This window comes from Pseudomonas sp. 3MA1, assembly GCF_029237275.1.
Classification (GTDB): Bacteria; Pseudomonadota; Gammaproteobacteria; order Pseudomonadales; family Pseudomonadaceae; genus Aquipseudomonas; species Aquipseudomonas fluorescens_AP.
Window position 1 is genome coordinate 815,840 of the sequence record NZ_JAACFX010000001.1, and the last position, 22,502, is coordinate 838,341.

The window sequence follows — 22,502 nt, forward strand, 5'->3', positions numbered from 1 at the left end:
ATTGCCCTAGAGCCAGCCGGAACGCTTGAAGCTGGCCCACAGGCTGATACAGCCCACGCTGATAAAACCCAGCACGCCGAAGTAGCCGTAGTGCCAGCTCAGCTCCGGCATGTTCTGGAAGTTCATCCCGTAAATCCCCGCCACCGCGGTGGGAAACGCCAGGATCGCCGCCCAGGCGGCGAACTTGCGCTGCACGATGCTTTGCCGTGACGCCTCCAGCAGCACGCCGATCTCGATGGTCTGGCTGGCGATGTCGCGCAGGGTCGACAAATCTTCCATCTGCCGGGTGACGTGAATCTGCACGTCACGGAAATACGGCCGCATGTTCTTGTCGATGAACGGAAAGCTGAGTTTCTGCAGCTCCTCGCTGATCTCCACCATGGGCGCGACATAGCGGCGCAGGCGCAGCACGTCGCGGCGCAGGCCGTGGAGGTTCTGGATATCCCGCTCGTTCAGCGAATTGCACAGGACGTTGCGTTCCAGTTCGTCGATCTCGCCGTGGATGGCTTCACTGACCGGCTGGTAGTTCTCGGTGACGAAATCCAGCAGCGCATACAGGACGAAGTCCTCGCCGTGCTCCAGCAGCAGGGGGCGCGCCTCGCAACGCTGGCGTACATAGCCATAGGAGGCCGAGTGGCCGTTGCGCGCGGTGATGATGTAGCCCTTGCCGGCAAAGATGTGGGTTTCGATGAACTCCAGCTTGCCCTCGGTGCGCACCGGTGAATAAGTGACGATGAACAAGGCGTCGCCAAAGGTTTCCAGCTTGGGGCGGCTGTGCTTCTCCAGCGCGTCTTCAATGGCCAGTTCATGCAGGTTGAACTGGCGTTGCAGATTGGCCAGTTCGTGAGCATTGGGCTCCTCCAGGCCGATCCACACGAAGTGGCCGGGTTTCGCGGCCCAGGCAGCCCCTTCGTCAAGGCTGATATCGGTGACTTTCTTTCCGCCGCTGTACACGGCGGCAGCAACAACTCTACCCATGGCTCTGCTTCACTTCTTCTTATCAATGGGGCGGTTACAAATCAGCAGCTTAGCCTGCAATGCAGCATCAGAGTCACTGCCGGAGCTGGAGTTCGCAGACAAATCAAAGCCCGCACGGGGCGGGCTTGCAGGCATCGGGGCGGGCTTGCGGTTCAGGCGGCTTGCAGTTGGCGATCCATGTGGGCGATGCATTCGCGCATCTGCTCGCGACACTGGGCGATCAGTCGCGGCATGTCGTCCATGGTCAGCCCGGCGGTGGGAATCGCCGGCAGCGAACGGATCAGGATCTGGCCGCTGTTCCAGCGGTTCAGGCGCATGTGCTTGATGTAGCTGCTGACACACACCGGCACGATCGGCACGCCAGCGGCGATGGCCATCTGGAACGCCCCCTTCTTGAACGGCAGCAGATCCTCGCCGAGGTTGCGGGTGCCTTCGGGGAACACCCAGATCGAGGTGTCCTTGTGCTGCAGCGTATGGGTGGTGGTGAGCATGGAGCGCCGCGCCTTGTGCGGGTTGCCGCGATCGATCAGGACATTGCCCGCCAGCCAGAACAGCTGGCCGAACAGCGGCACCCATTTCAGGCTCTTCTTGCCGATGCACACCGTGCGTCGTGGCACCACGTTGCCGAACACGAACAAATCGTAATTGGACTGGTGGTTGGCGATGATCACGCAGCTTTCAGGCTTGTCCATCAACGGCCCGACTTCGGCCTTGACCCGCAGGCGCAGGATGCACATGGCCGGCCAGGCGTAGAGGCGGGCGCACAGGCGACTGTTGTCCGGGTTGAACGGGCGGCACAGTCCAAGCAGCAGGCCCAGGCTTCCGGCAAGGATAAAGTGCAGGCCCATCAGCGACATACGAAACAGATACAGCATCAAAACGGCCCACCGGGGACAAAAGGTGGCGCAGTGTACGGATGTGCACTGTTTTCGGCAATTGCCGCTCTCAGCCGGGAGATGGGCGATGTTTAAGTACATGTTTCCGCAAACCGCTGTCAGCGGCGCTGCAGAGGCCTTTGGCTGTTCATTTCCGCCAGGCAAGAAAAAGCCCGACACACAGGTCGGGCCGATTCATTCGACACAGGCGATTCAGCCCATGTGTTCCTGGTCGAGGATGATGGCGTTGTCGAGGGTGTCCAGCAGAGCCTTGCGCACCTTCAGCTTGGTGTTCTTGTGGGCCAGCATGTTGATCTTCTTCAACTGGCGTGCCGCGGCCAGGGCTGCGCCTTGCAGTTCCTCGGCGCTCACCACCTTGTCGAGGAAGCCGGCATCCACCGCGCCTTGCGGGTCAAACATCTCGCCGTTGATCACCGAACGATGGAAGGCCGAACGCCGCAGACGGTCGCGGGCCAGCTCGATGCCGGCGTGATGCATGGTCATGCCGATCTGCACTTCGTTCAGGCCGATGCTGAAGGGGCCGTCCACACCGATACGGTAATCCGCCGACAACAACAGGAAGGCGCCCTTGGCCACCGCGTGACCCGGGCAGGCAACGATCACCGGGAACGGGTGGGACAGCAGGCGGCGGGCCAGGGTCGAGCCTTGGGTTACCAGCGCCACGGCTTCTTTGGGGCCGGCTGTCATCACCTTCAGGTCGTAACCGCCGGAGAGAATGCCCGGCTGACCGGTGATGATCACCACTGCGCGATCGGCGGTGGCCTGATCCAGCGCGGCGTTGAAAGCGGCAATCACGTCCGGGGAGATGGCATTGACCTTGCCATTGCTCAAGGTCAGGGTCGCGATACCGTCTTCGAGATGGTATGAAATCAACTCACTCATGACGCAATTCCTTGTATTGAAGTGCAGCAGAAGTTACCCACCACGACCGATCTGGTAAAGCGCCGTGACTGACTGATGAGTCAGGCACAAGGCCGGGTATCGGCCTGCACGGCGCTGCCGGCCATGCCTGCTTTCTTCTATATAACGCGAGGCAAGGCTGAAGAATGGCCGGTTTGCCGTGTTGCCGCTGGGGCCGAGCCCCCTGCCACGACGGATCGATCTTAAGCGCATGAAAATTCTGAAAAAAAAGTTTGCCATCTGAAAAGCTATCGACTACATTAGCGCGCCTCGACAGACTGAATCGGTTTGACGAGACACGGTGAAGTGTCCGAGTGGCTTAAGGAGCACGCCTGGAAAGTGTGTATACAGGAAACTGTATCGAGAGTTCGAATCTCTCCTTCACCGCCACATTCGCAAAGCCCCGGTAGTTAACAGCTCCGGGGCTTTTTGCTGTCTGGCTCCTTCAAAGCTCGCCCGAAATGCGTACACCGGACGAGTACACCGCATGGTTTTAGCTATGACCCGACCTACCCTGGATTCCCGTGGGGTTTATCAGTTCAGACGCAAGGTTCCCCCGCATTTGATTCCCATCATGGGGAAGCGTGAGTGGAAGCGCAGCTTGGGCACCAAGGACTGTGAGGTTGCGATGCGCCGCGTTTACAGCGTCAGTGAAGAGTGCGCCCAAGCGTTTGCCCTTGCTCAGGGGCTATACGACGGTAACGTACGGCTGGATGCGAACGACGTTCAGCAGCTAGCTGCCAGGTGGTTCCGGGAAGAGCTAGCGCGGCTGGAAGCGACAGGCGATTACGGGCACTGGCTGGTGGAGTCCTATGGTGGCGGTTTCAATGAGCGAGACGGGGAGCCAGTCGGTCGTTACTTTGTTACGTACCAGATGGTAGTTGACCCTGACTCTAACGCCGACATTGCTAGGCATACTGCTCCGTCTATTGATGCCGTGCTACAGCAGCACAAGCTGCCCCTCGTTGCGCAAGGTACGCCTTTACACAATCAATTGGCCGAAGCTTTCTGGTCGCACTTATGTGACTTGTCCACCCTTTGTTTGGCACGTGTTGATGCTGGGGGCAGGTATGTGGCTCCCCCCGTAATAGCGCCTGTTGCGCCTCTTTCCTTTGAGCGTGCTGAGGCGTTCAAGCATGAGGGGCGCACCATTTTGGTTGTTTGGGATGCCTACAAGACTGACCGTATTGCTAGCAGGGGAGCAGCAACGGACACCACGCTCAATGACTACAAGGGCATCGTTCAGCACTTTGTCGAATTGTTCGGTGATGTACCAATTTCCAGTTTCACTAATGAGCTGGCCCAAGAGTACAGGCTGAAGCTGGCCCGAACTCCGGTTAGCAAAGGTGTGGGTATACGCGGAATTGACGCCCTTCAGCAAATCGCGTTGGCAGATGCCCAGGACTTGCCACGCATTAGCCCTGCGACCGCAAAGAAGCGTCTTCGGGCTATGTCGTCGATACTGACGTTCGCTAAGGATATGGGCTGGATTCAGGTGAACCCCATTGTCGATTCTGGGGTATCAAAGCGTGTGGCGCGCGACATTATCAAATCTGGTGGTAGTCGCCGTCGCAAAGACTATAGTCGGGATGAAATAAAGACCATCCTGTCGAGCCCCGTGTTCGTTGCGAACTGGAGGCCGCCCTTTACGGATCTTGGTCAAGCGCTTTACTGGATGCCGCTGTTAGCTGCATATACAGGGGCCCGTCAGAACGAATTGGCCCAGCTCTATGTTCGTGACGTACGTCAGACTACTGATGGGGTTCACTACCTGAGTATTCTCAATGATGACGTTGATGATGGGCATGGCCGTCGGGTCAAGACCGCCAGTAGCCGGAGGGATGTTCCACTCCACGCTGACTTACTTGCACTGGGGTTCGGTGCTTACGTGGCGTCTTTACCTTCGTCAGGTCAACTATTTCCGAAGTTGGCACAGGATGCTCGGGGGAAGTTCGGCCAATCTTTTGGCAGACACTGGGGGCCTTACCTGTCTAAAGTCGTAGGTCTTGAGAGCCCAGCGGCTCCTATGCATGGGTTTCGACATGCATTCAAGACCTTGTGCCGGGGTGTGGGAATTCCAGATGACGTCCACGAAGCCATCACTGGGCACAGCGGGGGCACCGTTGGGCGGTCTTATGGACATATGCCTTTAGCTCGAATGGCAGAGGAGTTGTGCAAGTTTCCGCGCTTGGCGCAAGAAGCGGGCCTACTACAGTAGCCTTGCCGTGGCCTCTACAGCGACGGGAGCAGGCGAAAGTTAGGGGAGATGGTCAGTTGTAAACGCTGTCGCCATTCTGCATGAGCCTGTGTTACTGCTCGTTCTTGTCGCTGCTGTCTGGCTTGGTCGGTTCTGGTCCTGCGACGGAGCTGTCCTCGGGAAATATCTCGCTCGCATAAAACAGGTCTTCGACTTCTTTATCCATAGCGCTGAATACTTCGGCGTCAAAAGCGAACTGACCTTTCAAGAACCCGATGCGTGGTAGCTTCGGCTGGCATGGCACGAGCTTCACCAACGGCTCACCGTCACGGGTGATGACGATCTCCTCCCCGTTATATGCTCGCTCGACGTAATGCTCGAAGTTGGCCTCCAGCTCCGCATAATCGATGTAGTGCATGTGTAGCTCCACTCCGTGTTTACTACTTGATGATAGTCGGGGGAGGGTGGTGTCTGACGTTGGCGCCTACTTCCCAAGTAAAGGCTTGCATAACTGGATGCACTTGAGCGTGGCCAGCACCGACCAAGCAGTTTGCGGCAGAAGGTGCTAGCCCCCACGGTTTGCGCTAGGGCAGGCCTTCCCTGGCGCTTCCCTCCGCCACTAAAACTACAGGGGAGTGCACACGTCCCCTCCTGGTGCATCCTCACGTGCAACAAGCCAAGGGTCTTATGTTGCTAGTTGCGCCTCCTGGCGGTAGTCAATGCGCTCCCCCAAACACCCACGACTGGCTAGAACGTCCGCTCGCTCGTTGTCCGCATTGCCTGTATGACCTCTCACCCACACGAAGGTGACTTGGTGATACTGAACTAACGCGTCAATAGCCTCCCAGAGGTCCACGTTTTCGACAGGCTTATTCTTTTTCCTTTTCCACCCCTTAGCTTTCCAACCTGGAAGCCATTCATTAACACCTTTCACTACCATTTCATTGTCGCAGTACAGCGTTACTACTGAAGGGGCCTTGAGCCGCTGCAAAGCACGAATGACCGCTACCATTTCGGCACGCGGCGAGGTCGGGGTTATTCCGTCATTCAAAGGTCCGGCTATCTCCAGTACAGCACCATCACTGCGTCGGAGAACCGCTCCATATCCACCCTTGGCGAATTGGGTTCCGTTGCTCATACAAGAACCGTCTGTGTGAATTATGTAGCTGATAGAGGTCATGTCGCGTTCCCATGCTGGTAGTTTCGCGGGCATGGCTTCGCCGTAAGCCATAGGTATTCCCCGGCTTATGCCCGCTAGTTAAATTCTCGGAAGCCTTGTTTTACGGCGGCTGTAGGTGATTCAGGGCTCTGAGACCCCCTTACCTGGAGCTCTGGTTACAGTTCGGCAATGGGTTTTGTGCTGCCAGCCTGTGGCTCTGCATACCGCTGGGTATTCAAGGCGGCCACTGCGTCTTGCAACCGGGCGTACTCCAGGTCTTCCATACCGTCATCATCGTTGTCGTCGCCCAACACAGGCTGACTGATCTTGGGCTTGAATTTGTTGATTAGGTACTCAATGGCATTGGGGCGCTGGGCATGCTCACCCAACTCGACTAATGCTCGGAGAACGTCCGTAGGATCATATTCACCGTCAGTACCCAGGACCGTCTGAACTACTGCCATCTTGATCTTGTGGCGCATTGCAGCGGCGCTTGCTTGGCTAGAGGGCTTGCGGCGCGCCTGTTTGTGCGTCCGCCAACTGACCACTGCAAGGTGCTTTCTCGCAGCGCGCCCCCAGTAGGCCAGTAGTTGCATGTCGATCTTTTCCTTGCTGGCATTGGTGTCAATCTTGCCCGCATCAATTCCATCCTGACGGACAGCTGCCCGGAAGCGTTTGATAGTTGACTCAGACACTCCCAGGACTTCTGCCGCCTCCTTGACAGCTAACCGGCGGTAGGTGTCCCGCTCCTGGTTCATTGCTGACCAAGCGTTTTCAGTTCGTTCGTCAGGGCTCATGCCCTGGACAATGTCCTGGTTTGAAAGTCGGCACGCATCAAGAGCATCTAAAAAGCCAAGACCAGGAAGAACGGTAACTAGCGCTGTGGGAATGCCTACTCGTTGAAGTGCCTCCAGGCGGTGGTGGCCGTCGACTAGGAAGAACTTCGAGGGTACTGGGTGCGCCCTGTCAGCCCCCTCTGCTAGCGCCCACTGGCAGCCCTCGTCCGAAGCAACCACTAACAAAGGGGTTAGTTGGCCCTTTGTGCGCATGCTGCGGCTAAGGTCTGCGATGTGGCCTTTGTACCGTTTGCCGTCGCTGTACTCCTTGAACTTCTGCATTCCGACATTGCGGTTCTGAAGGCGCTTGTCGGTGACAATTGCGTCCAGCGCGATGGTTACAGACTGCTGCGTGGTAAGTGTTCCCATTGCAGCAGCCTCAGTGTGTTAGAGCTGACGGCAGTAATACCTGCCCGCCGCGTCTGTTTACAGGGCCAATCTTGAGCCAGTGGTCGGCGGCGCGGTCGGGTACGACCAAGCCCATTAAGTCGTTGTCGGTCCAGGCCAGGCTTGCGACCAAGGCGACCTCTAGTGCCTCCCCAAGACGCACATCGCGCCTCTTCATTGTGGTCATCTGGTTGGCGAGTTGGACTAGTCTGCCGACCTGGTCGCGGCGCATGTGTACGTTGAAGCGGACAAGAGTGTCCGGGAGCTTCGCTTTCATTGGGTAAAGTTCCTGAGTTGATAGAAGCGCAGGCGCCCCGTACAGCTTTGCTATACAGGGTTAGGCATCAATGTGGGGTCATTCTTGATAGGGGTTATACAAGGATTGGCAGTATCTTGGGTCGTATAGGGATTGTCCTGCCCCACCCAACCAACGAGCCCGCCTTTAGGCTTCATACTGTTTTTTACCTTTCCATTCTTCGCCATTTCGAAGTGCACTCCGGGTTCATCGAGTGCACTTTTTTAACAGCCAGGACCAGTTCGAAACAGTCTGTTTCTCAAGTGTGATATCGTTGATTCTATGACCTGTAGCCCCGCAACTACGGGCCCTAGCTACGCTCTCATAGACCCGGTTCCGGTTCTATTTGTGGCAAATGGCCATAAACGCCCATAGCCTCTTACTGGCTGGCAGCTATCTGGAGCTTCTTGGCGCGCTGTACTGTCGCCGTACTGGTGCCGGTAGCTGATGCGGTTTCCCGGATGCCCATACCTTTAGCCAGGCACGCCAGAATGCGCTTGTGCTTGTCTTGGTCAATGGACTTACCCACGTAGCGCTTTTCGTTCTTGGCCTTCTCAATGCCCTGCCGCTGACGCCGTAGACGATCTTCGTAGTCCTTCCTTGCTACAGCGGCGAGCATGTCCAACAACATGGCGTTGACGGCCTCTATGACGCGCCCTGTGAAGGCGTCAGCGGCATTGTTCGTATTCGTCGGCGCCATCGCCATGTGTGACGTCGGCAAGTCCAGTGACACGACCTTCACGCCCTTATCCTTGATTACCGCCAGGAGCTTCTGCCAGTCAGCCTCGGTCAGGCGTGATAGCCGGTCTACCTGTTCGACCAGGAGAACGTCCCCTGGGTAGGCGTCTTCCAGGAGACGGAAAAGCTCAGGCCGCTGTAGAGAGGCTCCGCTTACGTTCTCAGTATAGGTCGTGGCGATGGCGTGCCCGTGCTGCTTGGCAAAGTCCACCAACGACTGCTTGGCTCTGGTGGCGTCCTGTTCGGCGGTGGAGGCGCGGAGATAGGCACGGATGAACATGAAGTAAAGCCCCTGTGGTCGTAGAAGTGTGGTCACTATAGGTGTGGTCTCAATAGTGGTCAACAGGATCTAAACGAGCACAACGGGTCACGCCTCTCACCGTGGTTGACCAGGTATACCCTTGCGACTACGAGGTAAGCCAATGGTTGGGCCATGGATCGACCAAAGCGTAAGTGAGCGTGCTTGGTTGTTCTCGGAATGAGGAAGGGTATTCCTGTTAACTATACGATTAGGTTCAGGTGGCGATTGATGGGTAGAGGGGGGAAAGTAGTTGCGGCATTGAATACTAAAGTCAGACAGATTTTTTTGCCTAAAACTTGCTTGGCGTTGCGTTTGATGCCGCGTTTGAGGGCTATGTCTGACACAAGGGCTGTTTTTGCCAGGGCTGGCCATTTAATGCTATCTGTAGCGTAGGGTGTCCGAAATAAAGTAGAGTCATCTAGCTTGCGCATGGTCCGCAGCCAGGTTGACCCGACTATGTCACACGAAAAGGAGATCCAGTTGGCGTACATAGTGACTTACCGGCCCCGACTTCCCGTACCAAAGGATATTAATCCGTGAGCACCTCCTTCTCACAGGATCGTTGGTCCGCCATTCTAAACGACCCTGAAATAAATGAAATCGGCGGAGAAAATAATAACGAAGGGGTGGACTACGCTCGTTACTGGGCAATGGCGTTGCTAGTGGAAATGGAAACAAAAAACACACCTGATTACGTACTGCTATTTGAGTATCTTCAGGATGTTGCTGTTCTAGATAAAGCAGCGATGCCCACGACGGCAACCCTGTATCAAGTTAAGAAAAAAAGTAAAGGCAACTGGAGTAAATCCGCGCTTACAAAAAAAGAGTCTCTCAAAAAAGCAGATGAAATTCCTGTCGAAGATGCTGTCGCTCCAAAGCTCCAGACGAATAAAAAGCTAGCAGGTAGATCGCCATTGGGGAAGCTTCATCTTTGTGTTGAAAGGCTTTCTAGTATTGCAAGTGTCCATGGTGTATTTGTCTCCAACGCTGGTTATGATTTGAATGATGCTTTGGGTGTCCCGATACCTTCAAATTCTCGTTGCTCGTTATCGGCTCTGCACACGGATGACTTGGAATACGTGAAGTCGAGGTTGGTGAAAGAGTTGAAAGGTAGCTCAGTTGCGCATTTGACTGCTTTAAGTCTAGAGCAGTCAATAGTGTCGCCGTCTTCAATGCGAGAAACCGTGCGGGGTCTTATTGATGAATTGCTTAGTTCTAAATACCCCACTCTTCCAAGTGTTTCTGGAAGAATTCAAGAAAACCTTTTAGAGTTGTTTTCTGCTGGCTCGGGGCCGAAGACAGGACAGACGCTTTCAGAGCTTATAGATAAGAAAGGTTTTACGCGCGATGCTTTCTGTGAGCTGATTGAGAAATATGCGAAGACCAAGCCGTTCGCCACTGCTTTAGATACTGTGATTGGCTCTTTGAAAATTGAAGGTATGCAGCCGAGGGCAGCAGATAAATTACACGTTGAGGCTAATCGCTTACAGATCCAAATGGTAAATTCACCGCAGACTAAAGAAGTTGTATGTTGGGATGCAGCCTTGAGTTCTGCGGAGCACAATTCGAGTATTGCGGAGTATCGGGAACTTCTTGGTGTTGTTCAAGATTCTATAGGAGCTGAATTAAAAAACAGAGGGGATGCTCTTCCTTCTATTACAGTTTTAGCAACAGCTCTATTGGCGGTGATTTATGTCGACCAGCAATCTTAGGCGGCTTGTACGTAATTTACGGATGAAAAACGATGAAAAGCTTTCGATTCATAAATCTCTGGCTACTCTCAGAGCTAGATCAGAAGGCCCGATTGATCGAGTTTCGGGAAAGCGTGAACGCCCTCATAGGGACTAACCATACTGGTAAGTCTACAATTGTCAGAAATCTCTTTACAGCGTTCGGGTGCAAAACTCGCCCTTATGGAAAAGAGTGGCGGCAGGATACTATATCGGCGGTCGAGTTCTCTGTAGAAGAAAAACACTATTTAATTCTGTACCGAGAAGGTATTCATACGCTGTTTGATGCATCACTACAGGTGCTATGGTCTACCTCTGATGGGGGGGAGTTGCGAGATCATTTCAGTAGTCTCGTGGGTTTTACTCTTCCCTTAATGGCGCAGGATGGTGAAATTAAAACAGCTAGGCCGGCCTTTTTTTTTGTACCTTTCTTTGTAGATCAAGATGGTAGTTGGGACGCGCCATGGAGAACCTTTCAGGCTCTAGGTGAGTTCAAGCAGTGGGAGAAAGCAACCTTAGACATTGCATTAGGAGCTAGGGCTCCCGTTTACTGGGAGACGTGGGGAAAGGTCGCATTAACAAAAAAAACCATTGAAGACTTGTCTCATGAGTTGCGATTGCTTTCAAATACACGCTCGCGCCTGGCAGAGCAATTTCCGAAAACGCCGTGGTTTCGTGATGCGCTAGCTTTCCGTAAAGATCTCAAAGAGCTAGAAGAGCGCGCTGACAAATTAGCGAAAGATCAAAGTGAGTTGCGTCGCCAAGCAACCGATACCACAACATCCATAAATGTCATGTCTGCACAGGTTCGGCTAATTGAAGAGGCGCTTAGTGCGCACTCCGAAGATATGTTGTTTTTAGATGGGCTTCCCTCTAATCAAGATATAACTTGTCCGACTTGCGGGACGGCGCATGAGCATTCGTTTCATGAGCGGATGAAGTTGGAGGCTGAAGCGGATGAGTTGAGGGAGTTAAAGTCTAGTTTTAGAGCTCGCATGGTTGGTTATGAAAGCTCTCAAGTTTTGACGCAGGATAAGCTGTTGCTGGTAGATAAGCAGGCTAGTGAAATTGATGAGCTTTTAGATAAGACACGTGGCGACCTTCGCCTTCGCGAGGTGATAGATAGAGCCGGATTGGACAAGGCGTTTTCAGCTTTTGAAATTCAACTTGAAAGAATCTCGAAGTCTAAGGCAAAGGAAGAGGATGCGCTGAGTGATCTAGAAAGCCAACTGCGTTCCCTGGATGATAAGAAGCATACGAAAAAGGTAAGGGATACATTCAATTCATTCTATGCTAAGTTTGCAGAGGAGTTGGAGGTGCCGCCGTCCTTGCTTAGTAGAAAGGGAGATATTAGGGTTAAGCCTCAGCAGGGTGGGAGTGGTGGCCCTAGGGCGATATTGGCATATTATTTTTCTTTGGCACACACGGCAAATATGTATTCCTCCCAAATTATTCCACCCTTGGTTATCGATTCCCCGCATCAAAAAGCGCAGGATGATATTAATAGGCCGATTGTTACCGAGTTTATTATTAGGAATCGTGTGCCAGGTCAACAATTGATCGTGGGTTTGGAAGAGGATATTCCAGATTCGGTTGTGTTGGGCGAGGAAGATATGAGACTAATGCTTGCTGATAAGTTTTCAGTACTTATAAAAAGCGATTATAAAAAGACATTTGATTTTTTCTCATATTTGATTTTTCAGGAAAGAGAGTTCTTAGAACGCTCTTGATCGTTTGTGTTTTTGATTTTTAGTGGTCGATCAGTAGCTCATGGAAGAAAATGATGCTGAAAAAGCTCTTTGTCGCTTCGTTGTTAACTTTATCCACCCAGCAGGCTCATGCTTTCCTCTCCACAAAGGCCACTCTCAATTGGCTTGATAAGGGAGGTGAGCAAGCTGCGGCTGCTAGAATGTACTTGAATGGGATGGTCGAAGCTTTTTGGGTCGGGTCTTTGGCGTCACAGACCATGGGGCAGAAGGGTTCGATTTGCTTCCCTAAAAGTCAGAGTCTCCAAACAGAGGAGCTGCGTTTGATGGCCGTACTGTCGTTGAAGAAGGCTCTGAACAAGTTTGATGCCGACGGGGACCTAGCCGGGAAAGCTTCATTTCTGAAGGCCCCGGTTTCGCTAAGCTTGCAGATGACCTGGCAATTTGAGTTTCCGTGTGGTTAGACGCATAAGATGGTAAGCGCTGGGCTTTTCATGTGTACCCGTGATGCGTACACTTTGCTCTATTGGTTGAGGTAAAAATCCAGTAAACACTGGGCTTTGTGAGGTTCTGGTAGAATCGAGAGTTCGAATCTCTCCTTCACCGCCACATTCGATGTACAGAAAACCCCTGGTTTCCCCGAGAAACCAGGGGTTTTTTGCATTCTGGCCCTGTCCACGGCGCCTGTTGTGGCCCGTGCGTGCAGGCTTGATCAGGCCCTGTGGCCGTTGACGATTTCTGTGAGTCTCGTCGACAGGCTCTGCCGCCGCTCCGGTTGGGCGCGAAAGAGTGTCCTGGATCAGCTTTCCTCTTGGTGCATTGGCCGCTCGTCGGTGTCTGACGGTTTTGAACGGCAGGTCGACAAATGACTGTCTAGTCTGTTCTGCCGTGACGGTCAGTATTTTCCAGGCAATCAGGAGCTTGCCGGTACTGATCGGTTGTTGGAGGGAGCTGGAAGATGAGGAGTCTTGCCTATATCGAAGACAACGGGGATGAGTTCCCAATCAACAACTTGGTGCGTTGTGGTCAGGCCGCATTTGAAGCGGAAGATCAATCCCGGGTCAGCGTGAGTAACAGGAAGAAAACTGCACCGCTGCCGGTCGCCAGTAATACGATGTTTTTTCCCAAGGCATTGCCGAAGAGAAAGTAATAGTCAGTTATGAGAGCCCCGCCAGATGCGGGGCTTTTTATTGTCCGCGGATTATCGAGGGCAGGGTTTGGAATAACGGCCGTTGCAACGGGGGCGGGTGGACGCTCTGCTCAGGGCGCGACGTTGCCAAGAGGGTGGGGGCGCGGATGCTTTTTTCCTCGGGCCAGGCGGCTGCTCCTGAGCGGTCTGCTGCCAGTATTAAGTGGGGCCAATGGTGTTGCAGGTCAGGGGCATGTTCCTGTGGCGAGATAGTTTGCGTATTAAGTTTTTTATCGATTTTGAGTAGCCGTATTAATTGTTTCTCGCCAGTGCGAAGAGGTTGTTAAAGAAGGTTCTTTTGTATTTTGGGAATCTTCTTATCTCAATTAGCTATAACTGACGATATGTTCCTTATCCCGATTAAAGCGGGGCTGTGCATCCAGCGATGATGCCTCTATATGAAAAGCGATAAGGAAATAAACGTGAAAGCTATTTTCAAACTCCTCGCCCTCTCCACTCTTGTAGCCGCTGCCACTGGTTGCACCAGCTACAACATCAGCCAGCCATCTTCGCCCATCGACAGTCAGGTCAAGGCTGACTTGAAGGCCGACGTGGCAGTGGGCGAGGCGATCTCGGGTCAGTCCTCGGTGAACATCCTGTTTGGCTTCCTGCAGTTTGGTGGCGATAGCCAGTTTGCTGACGGTGTGGCTTATGGCGGTGATGGTGGTGGTGCGCTGGGCGGCCTGGGCTTTGACCCGGTCAGCTCGGTCAAGTCCGCAGCAGCCTACAAGGCTGTCAAATCGTCGGGCGCGGACCTGATCGTTGCTCCGCGTTATGAAGTGAACGAAGAAAACTACTTTGTCTTCAAGAAAGTCTCGGTCACGGTCAAAGGCAATAAAGGCAGCATCCGCAGCATTCGTTGATTTTTGCTGCACATGAGCGTCTCGGGTGGAGGCCGGATCGTTGCAGCAGCAGTTTTCCAAGGGTTGCTGGCTGCTGGTCTGGCCTGAACATCTTCAGTCTGGTGAGCTGAAGATGCCTCGGGATTTGGTGAGGCAAAGGATCTGTCAGTGTTGCTCCCATTGGCAGTGTCTTTTCACAGAATCTTCACATCTGCCTGAGTACGCTCAAGCCATCCGTTAAACGCAATACCCCTAGCCCGTTCCCCAGCGGGCTTTTTTTTGCGCGGTGATAAAACTCTTTTAAAATCAGCTGTCCAAGCCACCGGAGAGCAACCTGGTGTTGCCGTGACGCCGCTTCTGGAGCGGGGCGGCGCTGGTCTTACAAGTCGGTTCCACAGTCTTTTTTTGAGGTTCAAGTCATGCGTTCAACTTTACCTGCCCTGGTTGTGGGACTTCTGCTGGCTCAAGGCGCAATGGCCGGTGACGGCACCGCAGCCATCGGTGGTGGCCTGGGCGGCGCGCTGGGCAACGTGGTCGGGCAGCAGCTCGGTGGCAGCACCGGGGCAGCCATTGGTGCGGGCGTGGCCGGGGCGGCCGGCAGTGCGGCAGGTGCGCGCAAAGGCAGCCGGGCCAAAGCGGCGATTGGCGGCGGCCTGGGCTCGGCAGGCGGTTCGCTGATCGGCAATCGCCTGGGCGGCAGCACCGGCTCCACCGTGGGCGCCGGTATCGGCGGCGCGGCGGGCGGAGCCCTGGGCAGCAGCATGGGCCACAAGAAGCGTCATTGATCGTCGCGGTCTGCAAAGAAACCCGGCCATGCGCCGGGTTTTTTGTGCGCGCAGTTCCAGGCTTCACCATACTCAAGGGTGCCAGCCCCGATGTTCCAGGAGACGATCATGCCCCACGAGACTCCAGGCACTACCCCGCCACCCGCCGCAGAACCGCAGGTGATCAATGACCCGGGCAACGAAGATCCGGGCTCCTTGATGGACGATGCACAAGTGCCGTTGCAAGAGGCGCCCCAAGTGCAGGAGGACCAATCCACGGACGATGCCTGATGCATCCCCCTCGACCTTTGCCATGCCCCTTGGTTGCTCCTGACCCAGCCCCGCCGCTATGCTGCTGAACCCTTTAATTGACGCGTTGCCAAGAACACGGGCCGTATCTGAGCCGCTCTCTGGAATGTACTTTTGCTAACGGATCCGATGCGATGAATGCACAGTTGAACGATTTGGGGCCGATCAAGGCGGTGATTTTCGACATGGATGGCCTGCTTCTCGACACCGAGGGCATCTACACCGAGATCACCCAGTTGATCGCCGAGCGTTATGGCCGCACCTACGACTGGACCATCAAGCAGAACATCATCGGTCGCGGGGCCGCTGATCTGGCGCGCTACGTGGTGCAGGCTCTGGACCTGCCCATCAGCGCCGAGGAGTTCCTGGTCATGCGCGAGCCATTGATGCGTGAGCGCTTTCCCCGCGCCGAAGCCATGCCGGGCGCCCAGCAACTGGTGCGCCACCTGAAGGATCACCAGATCCCGATTGCGGTGGGCACCAGTTCGTCGCAGATGTCCTTTGGCGAGAAAACCACGCGTCATGGCGACTGGTTCGCACTGTTCGACACCATCGTCACCGCCGATGATCCGGAAGTGACCGCGGCCAAGCCGGCGCCGGACATCTTCCTCACCGCCGCCCGACGCCTCGGCGTGGCGCCGCAGGAGTGCCTGGTATTCGAGGATTCGCCGTTTGGCGTGACCGCTGCCAGGGCCGCGGGCATGAGCGTGATCGCAGTTCCCGATCCGGCCATGGCCGATGCCAAGTTTGCCCATGCCGACAGGATTCTGCGTTCGCTCAAGGGCTTTGAGCCTGCGACCTGCGGATTGCCCCATCTGATCTGGGACTGAGCGGGCGCGAGCGATGTTGGCTTGTTGGAAGGAGGGCATTGCCAGGCTTTTGCCAGCCGCAGGCAGTGATTCCAGGAGCCGGGCCACCTGATACGGGTGGCCCGGCTTTTTTCTGCCTGCGGTCTTCAGGCGCTGAAACCACCGTCGATGGTCAAGCTGGCACCGGTGATATAGGCCGCTTCAGGGCCGGCCAGGTAGGCCACGAAACCGGCGATCTCTTCGGCGCGGCCATAGCGGCGCACGGCCATCAGCTCCAGCAGGCTTTCGGCAAAGGCGCCGTCGGCCGGGTTCATGTCGGTGTCCACCGGGCCGGGCTGAACGTTGTTGATGGTGATGCCCCGTGGTCCCAGGTCCCGTGCCAGGCCTTTGGTCAGGCCCACCAGCGCGGCCTTGCTCATGGCGTAGGGGCCACCACCGGCGAAGGGCATGCGCTCGGCGTTGGTGCTGCCGATATTGATGATGCGTCCGCCTTCGCCCATGTGCCGGGCCGCTTCCTGGGTGGCGATGAACACACTGCGTATGTTGATGGCCAGGGTCTGGTCAAAGTCTTCCAGCTTGAACTCGTCCAGCGGCGCCATTGCCAGCACGCCGGCATTGTTGACCAGGATGTCGAGGCGGCCGAAGGTCTGGGCGGTACGCTGCACGGCTTCCCGAAGGGCGTCGGCATCGGCGCTGTCGGCCTGGATCGCCAGGGCCTTGCCGCCCTTGGCGATGATGCTGTCCTGCAGGGCCTGGGCCTTGCTCGCGGAGCTGACATAGGTGAAGGCGACGCTGGCGCCTTCGGCGGCCAGGCGCTCGACGATGGCGGCGCCGATGCCGCGGGAACCGCCTTGGATCAAGGCCACTTTGCCGCTGAGGTTGTGCTTGCTCATGTGCTTCTCCAGAGATTCAAGGCCGGGTTGCCTTGTGCTTGGCGTCGAGTATCGACGGCTGATTGGCCGCTGTGTAGCGGGTAATTCCTATACTCTGTGTAAACCAAAAGTATGGAATGGCCAGTGATGGAAGCTTTCGGCAGTATCGAATGTTTTGTCCGCAGCGCTGAAGTCGGCAGTTTTGCCGAGGCGGCGCGACGCCTGGGATTGACCCCGGCCGCGGTGGGCAAAAGCGTAGCCAAGCTGGAGGCGCGGGTGGGCGTGCGTTTGTTCCAGCGCAGTACCCGGCGTTTGACCCTGACCGAGGCCGGACGCTTGTTCCTGGCAGAAGTCAGCGACAGCCTGCAGACCATCCAGAACGCCGTGAGCAGCCTGTCCACCGTCCAGGGGCGCCCGGCAGGCACGCTCAAGGTCAGCATGGGAACTGTATTTGGCTGTTTTTACATCGTGCCGATGCTCGCCAGCTTCCTGCAGCGTTACCCGGATATCCAGCCGGACTGGCATTTCGACAATCGCCAGGTGGACCTGATCGGCCAGGGCTTCGATGCCGCCATCGGTGGCGGTTTCGAGTTACCGCAAGGGGTGGTCGCCCGGCGCCTGGCACCTGCTCATCGGGTGCTGGTGGCCAGCCCGGCCTATCTCGCGGGGCGGGCGCCGATCCATGATCCGCAGGACCTGCAGCACTGCCGGGGGATCCTGATCCGTTCTCCGCAGACCGGCCGCATCCGTCCCTGGCAACTCAGCGGGCGCGGCGGTGGCGTGCGCCCGCTGGAGCTCAAGGCCAGCATGACCATGAGCGATTCCGAGGCGGCCTGCGTGGCGGCCGCCCAGGACTTGGGGTTGGCCCTGGTGAGCATGCCGTTTGCCATCAACTACCTGCGTTCCGGCGCGCTGCAACGGGTCTTGCCGGATTGGTACGTCGACGACGGCTACACCTCGATCTACTACGCCGAGCACAAGATGCTCCCGGGCAAGACCCGGGCCTTTGTCGACTTCGTCATCGAGCAGTTCGCCGAACAGGGCCTGGCGCAAACCTTCAGCGCCCTGTAGGTGCCGGCTGGCCGGCGAACCCGGCAGTTGCCTGACTCAGCGCCCTGAACGCAGCGGCCAGCCAAGCACCTTTTTCGGCCGTGGCGTCGCGTAGGTGCGCACCTTCGAGGTGGACAGCCCCAGGCGTACCAGCGATTCGGCGATGGTCACCGCCGCCGTGACCCCATCCACCACCGGCACCCCGGTACGCTGGCGAATCTGTTCATCCAGCCCGGCCATGCCGCCACAGCCCAGGCAGATCACTTCGGCCTTGTCCTGGGTCACCGCCAGCTCGGCCTGGCGCACGATGGATTCCACCGCCCGCAGTGGGTCCTCTTCCAGCTCCAGCACCGCCAGGCCGCTGGCTCGCACCGAGGCGCAGCGCTCATAGAGGCCGGACAGCTTGAGCCGGTCCTCGATCAGCGGCACGGTGCGATCCAGGGTGGTCACCACCGAGTAGGCGTGGCCGAGGAACATCGCGGTGCTGGCGGCAGCGTCGGTGATGTCCACCACCGGCACATTCAGCAGCTCCTGCAGGCCCTCGCGGCCGTGCTCGCCATAACCGGCCTGGATCACCGCGTCATAGGGCTGGTCGTAGGCCAGCACCCGATCCATGACGGCGATCGCCGCCAGGTAGCTTTCGAAGTTGCCTTCCACCGATTCGGCGCCGAAGTAGGGGGTCAAACCGACGATTTCCGTACCCGGCGCCGCCACGCTTTGTGCCTGGCGGGCGATGGCCTGGGTGATGGAGTCGGTGGTGTTGACGTTGACCACGAGAATGCGCATGGGGGTTCCTTGCAGGTTGGGCAGTTCAAGGCCCGGCGCGCCGGGCCGTTCAGGTTCAATGACTGAGGTTGTCCACGGCGATGGATTCGCCGCTGACATCGGCGTAACCGGGCTGGCGCTTGGCGATGATCAGGTACAGCAGGCCGGCGATGCCGGCGCCGATCAGCCAGGAAAACGGCGAGACGCTGGCAAAGCCCGGCACCAGGGCCAGCACGATGGCGATCAGCGCCGCCGGCACGAAAGCCGCCACCGCCCGCAGATTGACCCCGCGGCTGTAGAAGTACGCGCCTTGCGGGTCTTCGCTGTACAGCTGCGGCACGTGGATCCGGGCTTTGCGCAGGATCCAGTAGTCCACCATGATCACCCCGTACAGGGGGCCGAGCAGGGCGCCGAGGCCGGAGAGGAAGTACACGATCACCAGCGGGCTGTTGTACAGGTTCCACGGCAGGATCAGCACCGCCAGCGCCGCGCTGATCAGCCCGGCGCGGCGGAAGGTCAGGTACTTGGGCGCCAGGTTGCTGAGAACGAAGGCCGGGGCGACGAAGTTGGCCATGATGTTCACCGCCACGGTGACGATCAGGAAGGCCAGGCAACCCAGCACCAGGAACAGGGTGTTGGGGATCGAGGCGATGATCTGGGTCGGGCTTTCGATGACCTGGCCGTTGATCTGGAACTGCGCGCCGCACAGCAGCACGGTGATGGTGGCGAACACCAGGATGTTCACCGGCAGGCCCCAGAAGTTGCCGACCTTGATGGTCTTGCGGCACGGCGAGGAGCGGGCGAAGTCGCAGAAATTGAGGATCAGCGTGCCGTAGATCGCCAGCCACAATGCGCCTCCGGCGAAGATCTGCCGCCACATTTCGCCGCCGGTCAAAGGTTCGCGGATCGACCAGGCAATCTGCCCGTCGGCCTGGGTGTACATCCACCCGGCGAGGCAAGCCACGGTCAGCAGAATGATCGGCCCGGCGAAGGCTTCGTAGCGGCGGATCATCTCCATGCCGTAGGCGAGGATCACCAGTTGCACCAGCCAGATCACCACGAAACAGGCCCAGCCCAGGCTCGACAGGCCGAGGATCGAGTCGTGGTCGTAATCGGCGAAACCCGGATGAATGGCCGTGAGCAGCACGCGAAATACCACCGAGGCCAGGTAGGTCTGGATGCCGAACCAGGCAATGGCAATCACCGCGCGGATCAGCGCCGGAATCTGCGCACCGTGGATGCCGAAGCTGATGCGGCTGATTACCGGGAACGGCACCCCGGTCTTCTGCCCCATGTAGCCGGACAGGTTCATGAAGAAGTACACCAGCGCCGCGCCTATTCCCAGGGACAGGAGGATCTGCCAGCCACCCAGGCCCAGGGCGTAGAGGCCGATGGCAAAGGAGTAGTTGGCGATGTTGTGCACATCGTTGGTCCACAGGGCGAAGATGCTGTAGCCGCCCCAGCGGCGGCCTTCGACCCTGGTCGGCGCCAGGTCGCGGTTGTGCAGGCGCGGGCTGAGGATGACGCTGTTCGGGTCGGTTGCGGCGATGGGCTGTTGCAGGTTGTGCGAGTGCGGCGAGGAGGGCAGATCCAGTGCGATGTTGTTGGAAGGGCTGGTGTGCATTCCGGCGGCTCCTGATTCCGGCCCCGGATGACTGTGCTTGAGCGCAAGGCTCGACAATCTTCGTCGCAGGGGAGGAATCACTGGGTTCGGGGCATCTGCAGCTTGAGTTATGGATTAGGCGTGCGGACGGTTAGTGTATGTATGTTTTGCTGTTTTTGTATACAAAACATAGATCGACTAAAGCCACTTCTGTGCCAATTCCGGAGCTATGAAATTGGCTGCTGATTTCGTTTTGTTATGAGTTGTCCCTAACTGTATGAAACTGCGGGATTAAAAATTGACCGTTTGAACAGGTATTTATTTTTCGGCACGCGCGATGGGCTGCCGCATGAATATTGACAGTAGAAAGGGCTGTCACCTTTTGGGGCGAAAGGCGCTGAAAGTGCACACAAAAATGGCACCGTTGGTGACATTCGTGTGTACACATTGTGCGGGCGGGTCGAGTGGCGTTGCGCTTGCCGGCGAAGGCGTCCTCAGGGAAGAGGACTCATTCGCTGGCACGCCGGCTTCTGCCGAAGAAGGGAGGGGGTCAGGCTTTGCTGATGAGGTTGCCGGCGTGCAGGCCGCATTCCTTCTGGGTGGCTTCTTCCCACCACCAGCGGCCTTCGCGCTCATGCTGGTTGGGCAGTACCGGGCGGGTGCAGGGCTCGCAGCCGATGCTGATGAAGCCGCGCTCATGCAGGCTGTTGTACGGCAGTTCGAGCATGCGGATGTAACCCCAGATCTCCTCGCTGCTCATCTGCGCCAGCGGGTTGAACTTGTACAGGGGGCGCTCCGGGGTGGAGAAGGCACTGTCGATTTCCAGCACCGCCACCTGGCTGCGGGTGCCCGGGCTCTGGTCGCGGCGCTGGCCGGTGGCCCAGGCGCTGACGGTGGACAGTTTGCGTCGCAGCGGCTCGATCTTGCGGATGCCGCAGCATTCGCCATGGCCGTCCTTGTAGAAGCTGAACAGGCCCTTTTCCTTGACGAAGGGTTCGAGCTTGCTGTGGTCCGGCGAGATCAGTTCGATGTCGATCTTGTAGTGTTCGCGCACCTGATCGATGAAGCGGTAGGTTTCCGGGTGCAGGCGCCCGGTGTCGAGGCTGAACACCTTGACGTTCTTGTTCAGCTTCCAGGCCATGTCCACCAGCACCACATCCTCGGCGCCGCTGAAGGAGATCCACAGGTCGTCACCGAACTGGGCGAAGGCCAGCTTGAGAATGTCCTGGGCGGATTTGTTGGCATAGGTCGCGGCGAGTTCAGCGACGTCGAACGATGGGTTCATCAGGGCGGTTTCCTACAGGTCGGTGGCGCTGTGCGCTCTATAGGGGGGCGATCTTAACAAAATCCACCCGGCCCTGGCGCGCTCCTCTGCGTTGCGCCTCTGGGGACGAGTCGCTAGAGTTCGGCAGTCCTTTTGCTCGCTCAACTTCAATAATCAGAACCAATGGGAGTGTCTTGTGGAAATTGCCTGTCTCGATCTGGAAGGTGTACTGGTCCCGGAAATCTGGATCGCCTTTGCCGAAAAAACCGGGATTGAATCCCTCAAGGCAACCACCCGGGATATTCCCGACTACGACGTATTGATGAAGCAGCGCCTGCGGATTCTCGACGAGCACGGCCTGAAGCTGTCCGACATCCAGGAAGTGATCGCCACCCTCAAGCCCCTGGACGGCGCGGTGGAGTTCGTCAACTGGCTGCGCGAGCGCTTCCAGGTGGTGATCCTGTCCGACACCTTCTATGAGTTTTCCCAGCCCTTGATGCGCCAGCTGGGTTTCCCGACCCTGCTGTGTCACCGCCTGATCACCGATGACAACGGCCGGGTGACCGGCTATCAACTGCGTCAGAAAGACCCCAAGCGCCAGTCGGTGCTGGCCTTCAAGAGCCTGTACTACCGGGTCATTGCTGCCGGGGATTCCTACAACGACACGACCATGCTCGGCGAGGCCGATGCCGGCATTCTGTTCCATGCCCCGGACAATGTGATCCGCGAGTTCCCGCAGTTCCCCGCGGTGCACAGTTTTGCCGAGCTGAAGCAGGAATTCATCAAGGCTTCCAACCGCACCTTGAGTCTGTAAAGCGGTTCGCCGGCGAAGGGGTCTTTGGATTTTGCGCAAATCCTGTCGACGCCTTCGCTGGCAAGCCAGCTCCTACGGGTGGGAGAGCGACGCGCGCT

At 57.1% G+C, this 22,502-nt stretch carries 22 protein-coding genes and 1 tRNA gene; 12 read left to right on the forward strand and 11 right to left on the reverse strand.

The features are described 5' to 3' along the window. Nucleotides 1-6 precede the first annotated feature (6 nt). The 3 genes from GWQ44_RS03920 to GWQ44_RS03930 all read right to left on the reverse strand — a co-directional run bounded on the left by GWQ44_RS03920 (nt 7) and on the right by GWQ44_RS03930 (nt 2,756). Nucleotides 7-978: a magnesium and cobalt transport protein CorA gene (locus tag GWQ44_RS03920; RefSeq protein ID WP_016964996.1), complete on the reverse strand. Its 972-nt coding sequence runs from the start codon at nt 976-978 to the stop codon at nt 7-9. A gap of 152 nt (nt 979-1,130) precedes the next feature. Further along, nucleotides 1,131-1,853, reverse strand: a complete 723-nt coding sequence (locus GWQ44_RS03925; protein WP_016964997.1) for a 1-acylglycerol-3-phosphate O-acyltransferase — start codon at nt 1,851-1,853, stop codon at nt 1,131-1,133. A 213-nt stretch (nt 1,854-2,066) separates the two neighbouring features. Continuing rightward, nucleotides 2,067-2,756, reverse strand: a complete 690-nt coding sequence (locus GWQ44_RS03930; protein ID WP_016964998.1) for a crotonase/enoyl-CoA hydratase family protein — start codon at nt 2,754-2,756, stop codon at nt 2,067-2,069. Nucleotides 2,757-3,074: 318 nt separating this feature from the next. Here GWQ44_RS03930 and GWQ44_RS03935 point away from each other — a divergent pair. Continuing rightward, nucleotides 3,075-3,164: transfer RNA gene (locus GWQ44_RS03935), tRNA-Ser, on the forward strand. Between the two features lie 109 nt (nt 3,165-3,273). Further along, complete coding sequence (locus tag GWQ44_RS03940; RefSeq protein ID WP_275926671.1) at nt 3,274-4,992, forward strand: site-specific integrase; 1,719 nt, start codon at nt 3,274-3,276, stop codon at nt 4,990-4,992. A gap of 91 nt (nt 4,993-5,083) precedes the next feature. Here GWQ44_RS03940 and GWQ44_RS03945 read toward each other — a convergent pair whose 3' ends face one another. The 4 genes from GWQ44_RS03945 to GWQ44_RS03960 form a co-directional block, all read right to left on the reverse strand. Continuing rightward, on the reverse strand, nt 5,084-5,389 hold the full coding sequence (locus tag GWQ44_RS03945) for a type II toxin-antitoxin system prevent-host-death family antitoxin (protein WP_275926672.1): 306 nt from the start codon (nt 5,387-5,389) through the stop codon (nt 5,084-5,086). A 267-nt stretch (nt 5,390-5,656) separates the two neighbouring features. Then, the gene (locus GWQ44_RS03950; RefSeq protein WP_275926673.1) at nt 5,657-6,202 is read right to left on the reverse strand and encodes a ribonuclease H; all 546 of its coding nucleotides are present in this window, start codon (nt 6,200-6,202) and stop codon (nt 5,657-5,659) included. Between the two features lie 104 nt (nt 6,203-6,306). Continuing rightward, nucleotides 6,307-7,335 (reverse strand): ParB N-terminal domain-containing protein, encoded by a 1,029-nt coding sequence (locus tag GWQ44_RS03955; protein ID WP_275926674.1) that lies wholly within the window; start codon nt 7,333-7,335, stop codon nt 6,307-6,309. 692 nt (nt 7,336-8,027) lie between these two features. Then, nucleotides 8,028-8,666, reverse strand: coding sequence for a recombinase family protein (locus GWQ44_RS03960; protein ID WP_275926675.1), 639 nt, complete (start codon nt 8,664-8,666; stop codon nt 8,028-8,030). A 557-nt stretch (nt 8,667-9,223) separates the two neighbouring features. Between GWQ44_RS03960 and GWQ44_RS03965 the strand changes: the two genes are divergently transcribed. The 8 genes from GWQ44_RS03965 (at nt 9,224) to GWQ44_RS04000 (ending at nt 16,057) form a co-directional block, all read left to right on the forward strand. Next, a complete protein-coding gene (locus tag GWQ44_RS03965) occupies nt 9,224-10,399 on the forward strand; it encodes a dsDNA nuclease domain-containing protein (RefSeq protein ID WP_275926676.1) in 1,176 nt (391 codons plus the stop codon). Nucleotides 10,400-10,431: 32 nt separating this feature from the next. Continuing rightward, nucleotides 10,432-12,147: a hypothetical protein gene (locus tag GWQ44_RS03970; RefSeq protein WP_275926677.1), complete on the forward strand. Its 1,716-nt coding sequence runs from the start codon at nt 10,432-10,434 to the stop codon at nt 12,145-12,147. Nucleotides 12,148-12,200: 53 nt separating this feature from the next. Further along, entirely contained in the window at nt 12,201-12,587 is a 387-nt protein-coding gene (locus GWQ44_RS03975; RefSeq protein ID WP_275926678.1) for a hypothetical protein, read from the forward strand. A 494-nt stretch (nt 12,588-13,081) separates the two neighbouring features. Further along, entirely contained in the window at nt 13,082-13,273 is a 192-nt protein-coding gene (locus GWQ44_RS03980; protein ID WP_275926679.1) for a hypothetical protein, read from the forward strand. A gap of 461 nt (nt 13,274-13,734) precedes the next feature. Continuing rightward, on the forward strand, nt 13,735-14,175 hold the full coding sequence (locus GWQ44_RS03985; protein WP_016964336.1) for a hypothetical protein: 441 nt from the start codon (nt 13,735-13,737) through the stop codon (nt 14,173-14,175). Nucleotides 14,176-14,573: 398 nt separating this feature from the next. Next, nucleotides 14,574-14,939 carry a glycine zipper domain-containing protein gene (locus GWQ44_RS03990; RefSeq protein WP_047302868.1) on the forward strand — a complete coding sequence of 122 codons (366 nt, stop codon included), beginning with the start codon at nt 14,574-14,576 and terminating at the stop codon, nt 14,937-14,939. A 108-nt stretch (nt 14,940-15,047) separates the two neighbouring features. Then, nucleotides 15,048-15,209, forward strand: coding sequence for a hypothetical protein (locus tag GWQ44_RS03995; protein WP_020372529.1), 162 nt, complete (start codon nt 15,048-15,050; stop codon nt 15,207-15,209). Nucleotides 15,210-15,361: 152 nt separating this feature from the next. Then, the gene (locus GWQ44_RS04000) at nt 15,362-16,057 is read left to right on the forward strand and encodes an HAD-IA family hydrolase (RefSeq protein WP_199009527.1); all 696 of its coding nucleotides are present in this window, start codon (nt 15,362-15,364) and stop codon (nt 16,055-16,057) included. Between the two features lie 125 nt (nt 16,058-16,182). Here GWQ44_RS04000 and GWQ44_RS04005 read toward each other — a convergent pair whose 3' ends face one another. After that, nucleotides 16,183-16,929, reverse strand: a complete 747-nt coding sequence (locus GWQ44_RS04005) for a 3-oxoacyl-ACP reductase family protein (RefSeq protein ID WP_103741224.1) — start codon at nt 16,927-16,929, stop codon at nt 16,183-16,185. A gap of 126 nt (nt 16,930-17,055) precedes the next feature. Between GWQ44_RS04005 and GWQ44_RS04010 the strand changes: the two genes are divergently transcribed. Further along, nucleotides 17,056-17,979, forward strand: coding sequence for a LysR family transcriptional regulator (locus GWQ44_RS04010; protein WP_016964339.1), 924 nt, complete (start codon nt 17,056-17,058; stop codon nt 17,977-17,979). 36 nt (nt 17,980-18,015) lie between these two features. Here GWQ44_RS04010 and GWQ44_RS04015 read toward each other — a convergent pair whose 3' ends face one another. From GWQ44_RS04015 to GWQ44_RS04025, 3 genes are all read right to left on the reverse strand, one after another. Beyond that, nucleotides 18,016-18,744, reverse strand: coding sequence for an aspartate/glutamate racemase family protein (locus tag GWQ44_RS04015; protein WP_016964340.1), 729 nt, complete (start codon nt 18,742-18,744; stop codon nt 18,016-18,018). 55 nt (nt 18,745-18,799) lie between these two features. After that, entirely contained in the window at nt 18,800-20,347 is a 1,548-nt protein-coding gene (locus GWQ44_RS04020) for an NCS1 family nucleobase:cation symporter-1 (RefSeq protein WP_275926680.1), read from the reverse strand. Between the two features lie 529 nt (nt 20,348-20,876). After that, nucleotides 20,877-21,611 carry a phosphoadenylyl-sulfate reductase gene (locus GWQ44_RS04025; protein WP_016964342.1) on the reverse strand — a complete coding sequence of 245 codons (735 nt, stop codon included), beginning with the start codon at nt 21,609-21,611 and terminating at the stop codon, nt 20,877-20,879. A 175-nt stretch (nt 21,612-21,786) separates the two neighbouring features. Here GWQ44_RS04025 and thrH point away from each other — a divergent pair, with 175 nt between their 5' ends. Then, nucleotides 21,787-22,404 (forward strand): bifunctional phosphoserine phosphatase/homoserine phosphotransferase ThrH, encoded by a 618-nt coding sequence (thrH, locus tag GWQ44_RS04030; protein ID WP_016964343.1) that lies wholly within the window; start codon nt 21,787-21,789, stop codon nt 22,402-22,404. Nucleotides 22,405-22,502 lie beyond the last annotated feature (98 nt).

Bases quoted from the DNA above. Each gene is read 5' to 3' on its own strand.
- GWQ44_RS03920 (WP_016964996.1), bottom strand. From the start codon at position 978: ATGGGTAGAGTTGTTGCTGCCGCCGTGTACAGCGGCGGAAAGAAAGTC.
- GWQ44_RS03925 (WP_016964997.1), bottom strand. From the start codon at position 1,853: ATGCTGTATCTGTTTCGTATGTCGCTGATGGGCCTGCACTTTATCCTT.
- GWQ44_RS03930 (WP_016964998.1), bottom strand. From the start codon at position 2,756: ATGAGTGAGTTGATTTCATACCATCTCGAAGACGGTATCGCGACCCTG.
- GWQ44_RS03940 (WP_275926671.1), top strand. From the start codon at position 3,274: ATGACCCGACCTACCCTGGATTCCCGTGGGGTTTATCAGTTCAGACGC.
- GWQ44_RS03945 (WP_275926672.1), bottom strand. From the start codon at position 5,389: ATGCACTACATCGATTATGCGGAGCTGGAGGCCAACTTCGAGCATTAC.
- GWQ44_RS03950 (WP_275926673.1), bottom strand. From the start codon at position 6,202: ATGGCTTACGGCGAAGCCATGCCCGCGAAACTACCAGCATGGGAACGC.
- GWQ44_RS03955 (WP_275926674.1), bottom strand. From the start codon at position 7,335: ATGGGAACACTTACCACGCAGCAGTCTGTAACCATCGCGCTGGACGCA.
- GWQ44_RS03960 (WP_275926675.1), bottom strand. From the start codon at position 8,666: ATGTTCATCCGTGCCTATCTCCGCGCCTCCACCGCCGAACAGGACGCC.
- GWQ44_RS03970 (WP_275926677.1), top strand. From the start codon at position 10,432: ATGAAAAGCTTTCGATTCATAAATCTCTGGCTACTCTCAGAGCTAGAT.
- GWQ44_RS03975 (WP_275926678.1), top strand. From the start codon at position 12,201: ATGCTGAAAAAGCTCTTTGTCGCTTCGTTGTTAACTTTATCCACCCAG.
- GWQ44_RS03980 (WP_275926679.1), top strand. From the start codon at position 13,082: ATGAGGAGTCTTGCCTATATCGAAGACAACGGGGATGAGTTCCCAATC.
- GWQ44_RS03990 (WP_047302868.1), top strand. From the start codon at position 14,574: ATGCGTTCAACTTTACCTGCCCTGGTTGTGGGACTTCTGCTGGCTCAA.
- GWQ44_RS03995 (WP_020372529.1), top strand. From the start codon at position 15,048: ATGCCCCACGAGACTCCAGGCACTACCCCGCCACCCGCCGCAGAACCG.
- GWQ44_RS04000 (WP_199009527.1), top strand. From the start codon at position 15,362: ATGAATGCACAGTTGAACGATTTGGGGCCGATCAAGGCGGTGATTTTC.
- GWQ44_RS04005 (WP_103741224.1), bottom strand. From the start codon at position 16,929: ATGAGCAAGCACAACCTCAGCGGCAAAGTGGCCTTGATCCAAGGCGGT.
- GWQ44_RS04010 (WP_016964339.1), top strand. From the start codon at position 17,056: ATGGAAGCTTTCGGCAGTATCGAATGTTTTGTCCGCAGCGCTGAAGTC.
- GWQ44_RS04015 (WP_016964340.1), bottom strand. From the start codon at position 18,744: ATGCGCATTCTCGTGGTCAACGTCAACACCACCGACTCCATCACCCAG.
- GWQ44_RS04020 (WP_275926680.1), bottom strand. From the start codon at position 20,347: ATGCACACCAGCCCTTCCAACAACATCGCACTGGATCTGCCCTCCTCG.
- GWQ44_RS04025 (WP_016964342.1), bottom strand. From the start codon at position 21,611: ATGAACCCATCGTTCGACGTCGCTGAACTCGCCGCGACCTATGCCAAC.